This is a genomic window from Salmonirosea aquatica (genome assembly GCF_009296315.1).
Lineage (GTDB): Bacteria > Bacteroidota > Bacteroidia > Cytophagales > Spirosomataceae > Salmonirosea > Salmonirosea aquatica.
Window position 1 is genome coordinate 5443619 of the sequence record NZ_WHLY01000002.1, and the last position, 12520, is coordinate 5456138.

13 protein-coding genes are annotated in these 12520 nt (G+C 47.6%); 8 read left to right on the forward strand and 5 right to left on the reverse strand.

Translation table 11 applies throughout. The annotated features are described in order from the left end of the window. The first annotated feature begins 124 nt into the window (after positions 1-124). From GBK04_RS23425 to GBK04_RS23440, 4 genes are all read left to right on the forward strand, one after another. Positions 125-769 (forward strand): TMEM175 family protein, encoded by a 645-nt coding sequence (locus GBK04_RS23425; protein ID WP_152763924.1) that lies wholly within the window; start codon positions 125-127, stop codon positions 767-769. Between the two features lie 111 nt (positions 770-880). Further along, positions 881-1840: a family 43 glycosylhydrolase gene (locus GBK04_RS23430; protein WP_373331268.1), complete on the forward strand. Its 960-nt coding sequence runs from the start codon at positions 881-883 to the stop codon at positions 1838-1840. Positions 1841-2040: 200 nt separating this feature from the next. Continuing rightward, positions 2041-3075: a hypothetical protein gene (locus tag GBK04_RS23435; protein WP_152763928.1), complete on the forward strand. Its 1035-nt coding sequence runs from the start codon at positions 2041-2043 to the stop codon at positions 3073-3075. Between the two features lie 281 nt (positions 3076-3356). Further along, positions 3357-3629 carry a DUF1398 family protein gene (locus GBK04_RS23440; RefSeq protein ID WP_373331484.1) on the forward strand — a complete coding sequence of 91 codons (273 nt, stop codon included), beginning with the start codon at positions 3357-3359 and terminating at the stop codon, positions 3627-3629. A 39-nt stretch (positions 3630-3668) separates the two neighbouring features. On the opposite strand, the gene GBK04_RS23445 is transcribed toward GBK04_RS23440, so the two are convergent. The 5 genes from GBK04_RS23445 to GBK04_RS23460 all read right to left on the reverse strand — a co-directional run bounded on the left by GBK04_RS23445 (position 3669) and on the right by GBK04_RS23460 (position 8842). Then, positions 3669-3875, reverse strand: coding sequence for a hypothetical protein (locus tag GBK04_RS23445; protein ID WP_152763932.1), 207 nt, complete (start codon positions 3873-3875; stop codon positions 3669-3671). 48 nt (positions 3876-3923) lie between these two features. Next, a complete protein-coding gene (locus GBK04_RS31005; RefSeq protein WP_373331269.1) occupies positions 3924-4073 on the reverse strand; it encodes a hypothetical protein in 150 nt (49 codons plus the stop codon). Continuing rightward, positions 4070-4501, reverse strand: coding sequence for a hypothetical protein (locus GBK04_RS31010; RefSeq protein ID WP_373331270.1), 432 nt, complete (start codon positions 4499-4501; stop codon positions 4070-4072). The genes GBK04_RS31005 and GBK04_RS31010 overlap by 4 nt, the downstream gene beginning before the upstream one ends. A gap of 13 nt (positions 4502-4514) precedes the next feature. Continuing rightward, the gene (locus GBK04_RS23455) at positions 4515-5402 is read right to left on the reverse strand and encodes a hypothetical protein (RefSeq protein ID WP_152763934.1); all 888 of its coding nucleotides are present in this window, start codon (positions 5400-5402) and stop codon (positions 4515-4517) included. 284 nt (positions 5403-5686) lie between these two features. After that, entirely contained in the window at positions 5687-8842 is a 3156-nt protein-coding gene (locus GBK04_RS23460; protein WP_152763936.1) for a ligand-binding sensor domain-containing protein, read from the reverse strand. Between the two features lie 173 nt (positions 8843-9015). Between GBK04_RS23460 and GBK04_RS23465 the strand changes: the two genes are divergently transcribed. The 4 genes from GBK04_RS23465 to GBK04_RS23480 all read left to right on the forward strand — a co-directional run bounded on the left by GBK04_RS23465 (position 9016) and on the right by GBK04_RS23480 (position 12480). Beyond that, positions 9016-10254 (forward strand): histidine kinase, encoded by a 1239-nt coding sequence (locus GBK04_RS23465; RefSeq protein ID WP_373331271.1) that lies wholly within the window; start codon positions 9016-9018, stop codon positions 10252-10254. Further along, positions 10251-10994: a LytR/AlgR family response regulator transcription factor gene (locus GBK04_RS23470; RefSeq protein ID WP_152763938.1), complete on the forward strand. Its 744-nt coding sequence runs from the start codon at positions 10251-10253 to the stop codon at positions 10992-10994. The genes GBK04_RS23465 and GBK04_RS23470 overlap by 4 nt, the downstream gene beginning before the upstream one ends. Positions 10995-11236: 242 nt before the next feature. Further along, complete coding sequence (locus GBK04_RS23475) at positions 11237-12082, forward strand: alpha/beta hydrolase (protein ID WP_152763939.1); 846 nt, start codon at positions 11237-11239, stop codon at positions 12080-12082. 134 nt (positions 12083-12216) lie between these two features. Continuing rightward, positions 12217-12480, forward strand: coding sequence for a ketosteroid isomerase (locus tag GBK04_RS23480; RefSeq protein ID WP_373331272.1), 264 nt, complete (start codon positions 12217-12219; stop codon positions 12478-12480). The last annotated feature ends 40 nt before the right edge of the window (positions 12481-12520 follow it).

The window sequence follows — 12520 nt, forward strand, 5'->3', positions numbered from 1 at the left end:
AGCTAGGGTACCCTGTTGTTCGCGTACCTTGGAATGCTGATTGGGCCGGTACTAATGGGTATCAAATTAGAATGAAGTTGCAAGTGCGGTGCTTTTATTGCTGAATACCAAATATTTGTGTAAAATGGGGGACAAAAATTTGCAACTTGAACGTACGGTATTTTTCTGTGATGCGGTCGTGGCCATTGCCATAACCCTGCTGGCGCTTGACATCAAGGTTGAAAAAACTTCTACCGACCATCTGCAACTTTCGGATATTACCAGTCAATGGAAATCCTTTGCCGCATTTCTGTTGTCATTCATCAATATCGCGAACTACTGGAAAACGCACCATACCTTCTTTACACATATCAAGAAGATCGACGAAAAACTACTATGGCTCAATATTTTCTGGTTGTTTTTCATCGTATTACTCCCGTTTTCTACTTCATTGGTAAGCGGGTACTTTTTTGATAAAATTTCAATCATCCTATACAGCACCAATTTGCTGATGGTATCGATCTTCCAGAACAACATTTGGGATTATTCTACTACCTTGGGTTTTATCAAACAGGATGGCGAAGAGGTACTTACCCTCTCGCATGTACCGATCCGACTGTATTGTAATCTGGATATGATCAATGCGATTATTGCCATTGTGCTTTCCTTTTACAGTCCCGGCTTGGCATTTATCCTGCTGTTTACCAAACTTCCCATGATCGTATTGGCAAGACTATATTTCCTGCCCAAAAAAATAAAATTAGCCAAAAACAGAAGGGGAGGTTTTTAAAACATTGTCTGAAATCACATAGCATAACTAGTAAATCAACTAATGAAAAAGGTCCAAAAGAATTTCATGTTATACAAATTTCGTCTCCCTGCATTTAGAGCATTCTACCTTTTGGGCTTTGTATTATTTGCATCAACTCATCCCGTTTATTCCCAGCAACCTACCCCCTATACTTCCTTCAAACCCGGCGGCGAGTGGCTCGACACCGACGGCAAGCACATCGACTGTCATGGCGGCAACATCATCTATGTCGATTCCCTGAAAACCTATTACTGGTACGGCGAGCATCGTGGCGTGCCGCGCGGGGCCTCCTGCTATTCGTCGAAGGATTTGTATAACTGGAAGAATGAAGGGGCAGTGTTGGAAAAAGGTACCATCGAAACTTTCGAGCGGCCTAAGGTAGTCTATGATGCTACGAAAGATCAGTATGTGATGTGGTTTCATTTCGACGGTAACCGCTATACGCTCGCCGAACTCGGGGTGGCCGTCAGTAAATCACCCACCGGGCCGTTCGTGGTGCAGCATCATGAACGGCCCAACGGCCACGAGTCGCGGGATATTGGTATGTACGTCGATCCCGAAACTAAAAAAGCCTACATCGGCTATGCCGCCGATCATACGAACCGCACCATTCGGATGGTGGAGTTATCGGGCGACTACCTCAGCACCACCACCAACGATGTGGACATCGAAGCGCACTGCGAAGGGCCGGGCATTTTGAAGAAGAAGGGTACCTACTACCTGCTCACGAGCGGCTGCTCGGGCTGGACGCCCAACCCGGCTACCTACTACACCGCCACGAATATTCTGGGACCGTATACCAAACAGGGCAATCCGTTTGTGGGCGACGCGGGCAACAATTCCTTCAATTCGCAGCCCTGCTACATTTTCAAAATTCCGGGCTATAGGGATGCCTACCTCTACATGGGCGACCGCTGGAACGGCGGCGGCCGTCCCGATTCGCAGTATGTATTTCTGCCGATCACGATTACCGAAGATGGCAAGATGGAACTGCACTGGTACAAGGAGTGGGATCTGAGTATGTTTACGCCGGAGCGGGAGAAGCGGTAGGGGATTGGTGGAGTAGTGAATTTTGTTTATGTTTAATTGCCAGAAACGGCAAGATAAGGTTTTTAAGTTTCGATACTCCTATGCATACTTATACTAAAGTCAGGCTAATCATGGTCTTACATATCATGAGTTGTCTCTCTGCCCGGGCTCAAAAACACTTCGTTCCGGGTTTGATTATCACTAATCAGAATGATACCCTAATGGGTGAAGTAAAGGCGAAAGGTAATTTCGAGGTACTCTTCAGAAACAACACCAACCGTGAAATTACCAGCTATTCCGCCGATGACCTGAAATTTTACATTGTAGATGATATTCGACGGATTTCCCAGGAAATTCCTCAGAACCAAAATCACAAGCGGTACTTTATGAAAGCGCGCTTGTTGGGTAGACTTAGCTTGTACGAGCTGATTTCCAAGGAGGATGATTGGGAATATGTTCTCCAAAACCATCAAGGCGAATTACTTCCGCTTTTGGGCAACGATGCATATCGGGTTCTTACTCTAAACTTGGGAGATTGCCAGGACGAATTACTTCATAAAATGATGGAATCGCGAGATTTTGTGTATTCTTATAGCTATTTTGAAAAGATATTGCGCCGATATAATTTCTGTGTGGATAAGCAAGAACCGACCATTATGGCCAATCGCTACCGGGATAGCTTCGAGTTAATAGCCGGTTTTGCTCGGAATGGCTGGCATTATTCGTTTCATTCCAGTGTCTTTGCCAAACCATCCGTAGAAGGCCCACTCGAGGCCTATTATTTTGTGCCATTCGGGATTTCATACACTATTATGCCTCATAAACGATTGTCAGGAGTAGCCGAACTAATGTACAATAAATACTCCGGCCAGCGAAAGTATAAGATCGTGACCGATATTGCTTCTGAAGACCAAAGCGTATCAGCTCAGGAAGAGTATATAATGTTCTCGCCGCTGGTACGGTATGTCCTGACCGATGGAGATGTACGTACATTTATCAAAGCAGGACCTACCTTTTCATATCCTCTCCGTTTTGGAGTAAATGTTCATTATGCCGATTCAAGAGATTATGACTATCGCTTCAATAAAGGCTTGGGTTCTGGATACTCAGTTGGAATAGGCGGAGAGAAATACGTTACAAAATCTAAAGCAATCAATATTGAACTGAGGTATCACTGGCACACCGTCCAGGACCAAGCTACTCACATCGGTTCATCCAATGCACTCATGCTGCTTGCCTCGTTTTCTTTTCGTTAAAATGGATTGCTAAAATTTACAGATTGAGGAACACGAGCCTCACTGGTACAAAGAGTGGGACCTGAGTATGTTCACGCCGGAGCGGGTGAAGCGGTAGTCTTATACTATTTTAAACGATTGATAACCGGTCTGAAAACATAATAGGAGTACACAATTAACCAACCCATGTTCACTCTCGATCAAATCAACAACATCCACGACCGCCTGGGCAAACAGGCGACCTTGCCGGATTATTTACGGGCGCTCCAAGCAATTTTGGGGTAGATACCTACGGCTCCTTCATCACGGATGGACATTCAGAATATTTTGGAAAAGATAGCCAAAAGTTGATTTCTCCTCCGGTACATGAAAAGCTCATCATTGCCAGCAAAAGCAACCGGAAAATCTTACAAAAACAGTTGGACTTACATGCGCAGGGAAAAACGGACTATCTGGAAATGTGCCGGGGCCTGACTGAAAGTGGAACAGAAAAATGGACGTTCGATACGGATAAAATGACCATTACGTACTACGACCTGGACGGGCGTGAAATGCTGGTGGAAATTATCGAATGATTGTGCTCGCCCAGCCCATTCTCCTACCAAAAATTCGGCTCAAAACATCTTTTTAGCCATTATATAGCCCACAATGAATAACAGCACGAAACCGATGGGGCCGAACACAAAAATGCTGGTCATACTGGCCTCCACGCCCCGGTCGTGACTATTGGAAGAAAACTTGCCGATTAAATAATAACTTAATACCGCGAGAGTAACATAGCCAACTAGGCCCGCGAGTAGTCCAATAGCCACGTATTTCATGATATTTACATCGGGTTCATCCTGAGAAATTGAATGGTCAGAGCAAGGCTAGGGTTGGTGAACGCTGGACAGGCGAAGTACCTGTTGTTGCAGAGCGGTTATCTCCTTATTTTGTTCAATAAGATACATAGTGAGTTCTTCTACCTTTTGCAGCAGAAGAGTACTCAGGGTACCCTGAGCGATTCCGTACCGTTTCAAGTCTTTAGCCAGAGGGGTACTTTATTTACGCGGCACCCGAGGAATCTATTCGATTCATCTAACTTGACTTTACCCGCATCGATCCCAACCATTGTATTGGGCTGTCCAGTATTCACAGTAAAAATATGGCTGGTTTTGACAATACTGTTGGTCTGTGCCTGGGTTTCGGCGGATAAAATGAGCAACAACCCCGAAAACAGCAGGTACCGGAGCCAACCCGGCCAGATAGGTCTGGCCGAAGCCTCTTCCTGCCGCCGCTGGTACTCGACCCATTGGGAACCAAAGATGGCACTAAGCAGCCCCAGCGCGGCACCGATCATATCGCCGTGGCGCAAATGCTCATTTACCGAATCGAGCCGGGTAAGCAGACCGACGGCCAGCAGACCAAAAAACAACGTAGCCGATTTGCAAATGGTTAGTTTTTTCATGGCAGGGTACCGATTATAATTGAACTACCAGGTTAGTCACTAGGTACTCATATGCCTGGGTGTTCGCCAGTGTTCCGCCGGATACGTTGTAAGTATTACGCGTTGTCACATATCCGTCAGAATTCAGCACATAGGTATAGTATTGGCCCTTTGAGGAATACTTTTCGGTGACGAGCTTCACCAGATGCTTGCCGGACTTGCCAAAAATCCTGAGGTACGTGTCTGGAAGATTAGCCGCTTCTCCATTGAGAGGATATAGATCCGATAAGATAGGGTCGCCCGTGGGTTGGTCGTAGGAAAGGGCGGCTTCGGACACGACAACTACCCCAGGATTACCATTGGCTTTGTCATAGCTGATTATTTTACTTAAATCTCCGCCTGCGTTGTAGATAAAATCCGTCTTTTCGTAAGTGTACTTTTTATTGGTGCGACTTTTCAAGCGCCCATTCCCGTCGTACTGGTACAGGTACCCGGTTTCCTGTGCCAGGGTGGTATTGGGACCATAGGGAATGTAATCGATCTGTTGCGACTCGTAGCAATAGCCCGTATTTGCATCCAGTAAAAACTTTATTTCCTGAATGAAACTGTTCCCATTGTAGGTTTTTGTGACAACGGAATGCGCCGAATAAATATAGAGCGTGTATAAGCCCATACCACCCCGAACCGAGGTGCCGGTATGCACCACTTTCCGCAACCTGCCATCGTCAAAGTACGACAGCGTAGCCTCGCCATGTTTGGTGAGTTGGTAGTGTTTGGGAAATGTGGGCAGGAAACCTTCCCGCAGATTCTGGCTGGAAACCGAACCGGACTGAGCGGGAGTAACGGTGTCGTTGGGTTGACACGAAACCAACATAAACAGGGTACCTGTGAACAGGGCTAGGAGGGGAATTCTTATAAACATGGCTAATCGATTGGGAAATTTGTGTGCCTACTCTATGGTTTTCGGCGGCCCCTGTTTTGATTTTGATGGTTCAAAGGTAGGATAGGGTACCCCTGCACGCCAGCCCGAATTAATAACGGGAAGCTTTGGCTTGATAACGGGTGGAAACAGGGAGACATTGGGCAAACCAAAAGTAGACAGTACGTAAAAATACGCACCCAGAGCACGTGGAGGCGTATTTTTACGCAGAAGCTACCTGGAAGCGGGAGATTGTTGTAAGTAAGTTACGAATTCAAGAAGATGATTTACGCAGGCAAAATGGGTAGCTGGATCACGACGCTGGTACCGCTCGGCTGATGATCTTGATCGAAGAGGTCAGTAATGATGATTCCGTTTTCGGTACCATAGCGCTGGCTGATCAGCTGCAGCCGCTCCTGGGTTACCTGGAGGCCCATGCTTTTGTGCGACGAAATGGTTTTACTTTTCAATTCACCCGCTTTTTGTCGACCTACCCCGTTGTCTTCGATCCGGCAAACCAGGCGCTCGCCAGAGGATCTGATTTGCACCTGAATCTTCCCCCGACCCGTTTTGTGCGCAATACCGTGGAGAATGGCGTTTTCGATATAGGGCTGAATGATCATGGGCGGAACCGAAATCTTTTCTTGGGCAACACTGGAATCGGTATCGATGGAAAAGTCGAATGTATGATCAAACCGCAGCTGTTCCAGTTCCAGATATAGCTGCAGCTGATCGAGTTCATCCGCGAGGGTCACCCATTCCTGCCCGGAATTTTCCAGAATAAGCCGCATAAGGCGGGAGAATTTTACCAGGTACCTGTCCGCGTTGTCACTGTCGTTTTGTAATACAAACAACCGGATCGCATTGAGGGAGTTATACAGAAAATGGGGGTTCATCTGGGAACGTAATGCTTTCATCTCGGAGGCCGCAATCCGTTCGCGCAGGGCACTTTTTTCTTGCTGTTCACGCACCAGCCGCTGTTCGCGCCAACGGGCAGTCACCACGGTTGAAGCAATCAAAGCGGCCAAAACAGCCAGACGAAACCACCAGCGTTGCCAAAAGGGCGGGGTGATATGTACCGGCAGCCGATAGCCCTGCCGGTTCCAGACACCGTCGTTGTTGGAAGCGATACTATGCAGTACATAGTCGCCGGGCGGGATATTGGTGTAGCTGGCGGAGGAATTGGTACCTGCCTGATGCCAACGCTCCTCGAAGCCTTCCAGCCGGTAAGCAAATTGATTATCAGCCGGATTGTCAAAATTCAGCGAGGCCATGTCAAACGTAAAACTATTCTGTCGGTAGTTCAGGACAAGGGGGGCTGGATTAGCGACTTGCCCCCGTAGAAACTCGTGTTCCTCTACCCGAAAGGAGGTCAGGAATACAGGCGGAATTGAGCGATTCAGGCGCATGGACTTAGGGTGAATCGATGCCAGGCCGTGAACCGCGCCAAAATAGATGCGTCCGGTGGAATCACGGGCTACGGCATCGGATTCAAATTCAGAGGCTGGCAGCCCATCGTCCTCGTCAAAAACCGTAAGCCGCATCTTTCGCGTATCGATGCAAACGATCCCCTTACTTGTACTGGCCCATAAGGTGTCGCCCGTAACCAGCAACGCCGAAATATCGTTGGTAGGTAAGCCATCCTGGGTGGTAAAAGTCTTGAAACGGCCCGTTTGTACATTTAATCGCGCCAGACCATTATCCGTGGCTATCCACATGTACCCTTTGGTATCTTCGGCAAAACCCGTTACACCCTCGTCGGGCAAGCTGTGCGGATCGTTTTCCGCACGATTGTACTGGGCCAATACCCGCAACTCAGGACTGATTTTATAGACCGGTCCGAATCCTCCTATCCACAGATTGTCATGTCGGTCGAGGTACATAGTGTTGTAGTTTTTGCCGGGAAGCTTGCGGATACGCTCATCCGAATACTGGGTAAGGTAGGTGTCGGTTTGGGGATCATAAATAGTGAGTTTTTCATTGGTACCCATGAAAATGCGCCCATCGCGGTTTTCAAGAATTGAATATATCTGATCGCCCGCCACAAAATCGCGTCGGGCAGACCGGGCTTCTGTGGGCGTATTTAAACACAGAATCTGCTCGAAAAGGGTACCCTGCGGATCAAAGCGGGTCAGCCCACTACCGCCGGCCCATATACGTCCCTTATGGTCGGCAAGTACCGCATATAAAAAATCGGTTCCCAGACTATTCGGATTTCGGGGATCGTGTGAATAAAGAAGATACCCCGGTTTCTGCGGATCAACCCTCAGAAGTCCTCCATGGGTGGCTACCCAAAGGTTGTTTTGGCGATCAACGGAAAGTTTGATCGCATCGAGCCCCAGCGATGTGGCAGGATGGTACCCTATCTCGTCATACACCAGATGAAACTTCTCGGTGGAAGGATTGAACCAGTTTACCCCCGCGTCGTCCGTGACGATCCAAACAATACCATTCCGGTCTTCAAACAGTCCTCTTACGCAATTACACCCCATGCTGCGCGGATTGAGCTCATCGCTCAAATAGCTGGTAAAGGTATTTGAACCCGGATTGAACTTGTGGAGTCCTCCGCTGCCCAGACCTACCCAAAGATCCCCATCCCTGGCACACAACAGCGAGGCCACCGCCTGATTGCCCGCGCTGAGGGGTAGTTTTCGAAAGGTTCCTTTGCCAGAGTCCAGCAGCGCGACAAAGCCATTGCCGGTCCCCACAACCAGCTCGCCCGTGGGCGAATACCGGGCCAAGGCGGCTACGTAATCGCCGGGCAGGGACGTGGGCGATTCCGGGTTGGATCGGTAAGCCTTCACGCGCTTTTTTTGCAAGTCGTAGGCATACAGACCAGCCTGAGTACCTAACCAGAGCGTGGTACCTTCCAGGACAAGTGCCCGAATCGCATTGGCCCCTGCCTGCGAAACTGAATCGGCCGGAATGCGGAGGAGTCGGGCTTTTCCCGCTACCGGATCAAAGCGAAGCAGGCCCGCCTTGGTACCACACCACAAAATTCCGTCGTGGTTTTCCGTAATGTTGCGGATGAAATTGCTGCCAACCCCAAATCCTTCAAACGAATACCGCCTGAACTTCTGATTGATGGGGTCATACCGGTTAAGGCCCTGTTCGGCCCCCACCCAAAGGGTACCTTTTTTTGAAGTGAATACCGACCTGATTACCCGATGGGAAAGCGAGGCCGAATCGCCACTCTGACGCGTAAACGTACGGCAGTTCCGGCCGTCGAAGCGGGTGAGCCCATTGACCGTCCCGATCCAGATGAAGCCCAGATTGTCCTGGGTGATCGACGTAGTGAAGTTGGCCGCCAGTCCCTGCCGCAACGTAAGATGTTGAAACCAGAGGGAGGGAGCCGGCACTGGCGGTTGGGCCAGTGATATAAAAGGCCAGCTTACCGCTTGTCCACACAACACCAGGAGGGTAAAAAAGACACGAGTTTTCAAAGGGGCGTTTAGAGGGAGGTAGGTTCCTGTTATAAGACGGCAGTCTGGGTAATATTTACTCAATGATAGTCTATTTTCGATAATTATCGGCCGGCAACCTCCTGTTATTCAGTTTAACTTTTAATCTATTCGCTGATTCGCGTAGTTGCACGTAAAATATCGCAGATACGCAAATGAAAAGATTGATGCTGGATGACGCTCCCAATCGCAACCTGCCGGGATTGAAAGCATTGTTCGAAGAGCTGGAAGCCGAAAAAGCCATCACCTATTTTGCGACCTCCCTGCTTACCCAATCAACCCTGGAAGAGGTACTTTGGGATGTGGTCAGGAACTGCATCAGCCGGCTCAATTTTGTCGATTGCGTCATCTACTGGCTCGATGTGGAACGGGGCGTCCTTCTGCAAAAAGCCGCCTATGGGCCAAAAAGCCCGGCAAATTATCTTATCGATCGGCCCATCGAAATTGCGCTGGGGCAGGGAATCGTGGGTTCGGTGGCCCTAAGCGGAAAGGCGGAACGAATCGGGAATACCTCGCTCGATGGCCGGTATATCAAGGACGACTGCGCCCGTCTGTCCGAAATCACGGTACCGATCCTTCTGGATGGTCGGGTGCTGGGGGTAATCGACGCCGAGCATTCGGAGCTGGATTTTTTTAAACCCCGGCACCTAAAGATTCTGAGTACCGTAGCTACCCTTTGCGCCCAAAAGGTCAAGCAGATGACCTTAGAACAGGCCTATCAGCGAACCGAGCGACAACTAGCCGAAACCAGGAAACGGGTGGCGGAAACCAAACTACTGGCGCTGCGCATTCAGATGAGTCCGCACTTTATCTTCAACAGCCTCAATTCGATCAATAGTTTTATCTTGCAAAACGAAGCGGAAAATGCCTCAGCCATGCTGACCAAATTCTCTCGTTTGATGCGACAGATACTGGACAATACCCAAACCGAGTGGGTTTCGATACGCCATGAATTTCATGCGTTGCAGCTGTACATAGAACTGGAACGCCTGCGGTGCGACAATCATTTTGAAATAGCTTTCGAAATCAGTGATACCCTCGATCAGGATAGGGTCAAGGTACCTCCCCTGATGATTCACCCCTACGTGGAAAACGCCATCTGGCATGGGTTACTGCCCAAGAAAGCAGGCGTCCGGAAGTTGGCGATTCACTGTCGGGAACAGGGCGGCCAGTTGGTAATCGAAATCATAGATAGTGGGATCGGCCGGGCAGCCGCGGCTCGTTTGCGCACCAGTCCGCCGCATTTCGGGAGTAAACTAGTGCGGGAAAGGCTTCGATTGATGAATGAAATTTACGACTTGGATGCACGAATGACAAGCACAGACCTTTACTCGGGTGATAAGCATCCGGCAGGTACCTGCGTGAACTTTACCCTCAAACTACCTACTCCATGAAGGCGATTTTGGTTGACGATGAGCGGCACTGCCGCGATGTCCTGTCCCTGCTTCTGGCCAGGTACTGCCCTCAGGTTACCCTTTTGGCCGCTTGTACCGACGGTCAAGATGGTTTGACGGCTATCGAAAAGCACCGGCCCGACCTGCTTTTTCTGGATATCGAAATGCCGGGCATGAGCGGATTCGACTTGTTAAAGCTTTGTCAATACACGGGTTTCCAGGTCATTTTCACGACGGCTTATAACGAGTATGCCATCCAAGCCATTCGTAACAACGCGCTCGACTACATCCTCAAACCCATCGACAAGGACGAGCTGAGGCAAGCGGTAATGAAAGCCGAAAAGTTATCAGTACCCGTTCAATCACCGTCTTCGGTCGACGAATTTGTAGCTTTTCTAAATCGCCAGAAGTCGGGTGACCGGATTGCGTTACCGACAATGGAAGGTTTGCAGATCCTCCAAAGCGACGAGATCTACTACTGCGAATCGGACGGCGGGTACACCCACTTCGTATTGACCAACGGAAAAACCGTGTTGATTTCAAAGACCCTGAAAGAAGTGGAAGAAGTGCTGGAAAGTAAGGGATTTTGCCGGGTGCATCACAGTTTCCTGATCAATGTCAGGTATGTCCAGAAATATATCCGGGGCGATGGAGGTGAAGTAATTATGGCCAATCATAAAAATATTCCGGTGTCGAGGAATAAAAAACAGGAGTTTTTGAATCTGCTCGAAAGGATTTAAAGAAATCGCGTAAGAATGAAGATTTTCTGATGCGTAAATGGGATATTTACGTACCGGTTTTTGAGTACACACTTAAAAAGGTAAGCGGGCGGATATTTGTGGAGTCACAGACATTGTTGAGGTTTAACCACTTACGACCAACGATCGGTTATGAACTGCCAGGGCTGAAGGAAAGACAGGTACAACATCAACAATTCAACAACTGAATAGATAGACTAATTAATCAAAATAATCATTATAAAATGCAAAACAATAACCAACCGCAAACGGGTACTTTCATATCGGAAGAAGGCCTGAATATTTCTTACAAAAATTGGAAATCCAAAGAAATTCCAAAAGCTATTGTGGTATTTGCCCATGGATTTAATTCGCATAGCGGTTATTTCCAATGGCCTGCCGAGCAATTAACGGCTCAGAATTACGAAGTCTATGGGATTGACTTTCCCGGAAGAGGAAATTCTGACGGAGAAAGGTATTACATAGCCGACTATGAACAATTTGTCATAGAACTCGACAAGTTAGTGAATATTGCAAAAGCAGCACATCCGGATTTGCCAACATTTTTATTAGGGCATAGCGCAGGCGGTGTTTTATCTTCCATTTATACCTTGAAACATCAGGATAAGCTCAGGGGTTTTATTTGTGAAAGTTTTGCATTTCAGGTACCCGCCCCCGATTTCGCAGTGGCTGTTTTAAGAGGAATAAGCCATGTATTTCCCCACGCCCATGTACTGCGATTGAAAAATGAAGATTTTTCCCGCAATCAGGAGGTTGTCGACTTTATGAATAATGACCCACTCATTGCCAATGAAGTTCAACCTACTAGAACAGTACAGCAATTGTCTCTTGCAGATGAAAAATTAAAAGCAGAAATGCCGGCAATAAAACTTCCGTTACTGATACTTCACGGTACGGCAGATAAAGCAACTAAACCGAGCGGAAGTCAATATTTTTATGACAGTGCGTCTTCAGAGGATAAGACATTAAAATTTTATGAAGGACATTACCATGATTTATTGAATGATACAGACAAAGAAATTGTAATGAATGATATTCTAAGCTGGTTAAATGCCAAGACCACTGAATAATAAATATCTTTTTGCCAGAAAAAAGACTTGCCTGATATGATAATACAATACAAAGATTTGATTATAAAGGCTTATACTGCTTTTAACGAAAGAGATATTGATAAGGCACTTTCAACCATGCAATCCGATGTGCAATGGTCAAAAGCCTGGGAGGGGGCCACATAAGCGGACATGGTGAAATAAAGCAGTATTGGACAAGACAATGGACTGAAATAAATCCAAAGGTCAATCCAATCGGGTTTAAAGAAAGGCAGAATGGAGATTTAGAGGTCGAAGTTCATCAAAAAGTAAAAGATTTACACGACAATTTAATATATAATGGAATGGTAAAACATATTTATACTTTTGAGAATGGCTTAATAAAAACGATGGATATTGAATTGGCAGATACTAAGTAGATAAGTATCCACGCTTAGGCCTAGCAGAAATAGGCCTAAG

What these genes read in the sequence shown, in the direction of transcription:
- GBK04_RS23425 (WP_152763924.1), top strand. Translation starts at nt 125, where the DNA reads ATGGGGGACAAAAATTTGCAACTTGAACGTACGGTATTTTTCTGTGAT.
- GBK04_RS23435 (WP_152763928.1), top strand. Translation starts at nt 2,041, where the DNA reads ATGGGTGAAGTAAAGGCGAAAGGTAATTTCGAGGTACTCTTCAGAAAC.
- GBK04_RS23445 (WP_152763932.1), bottom strand. Translation starts at nt 3,875, where the DNA reads ATGAAATACGTGGCTATTGGACTACTCGCGGGCCTAGTTGGCTATGTT.
- GBK04_RS31010 (WP_373331270.1), bottom strand. Translation starts at nt 4,501, where the DNA reads ATGAAAAAACTAACCATTTGCAAATCGGCTACGTTGTTTTTTGGTCTG.
- GBK04_RS23455 (WP_152763934.1), bottom strand. Translation starts at nt 5,402, where the DNA reads ATGTTTATAAGAATTCCCCTCCTAGCCCTGTTCACAGGTACCCTGTTT.
- GBK04_RS23465 (WP_373331271.1), top strand. Translation starts at nt 9,016, where the DNA reads ATGAAAAGATTGATGCTGGATGACGCTCCCAATCGCAACCTGCCGGGA.
- GBK04_RS23470 (WP_152763938.1), top strand. Translation starts at nt 10,251, where the DNA reads ATGAAGGCGATTTTGGTTGACGATGAGCGGCACTGCCGCGATGTCCTG.
- GBK04_RS23475 (WP_152763939.1), top strand. Translation starts at nt 11,237, where the DNA reads ATGCAAAACAATAACCAACCGCAAACGGGTACTTTCATATCGGAAGAA.
- GBK04_RS23480 (WP_373331272.1), top strand. Translation starts at nt 12,217, where the DNA reads ATGGTCAAAAGCCTGGGAGGGGGCCACATAAGCGGACATGGTGAAATA.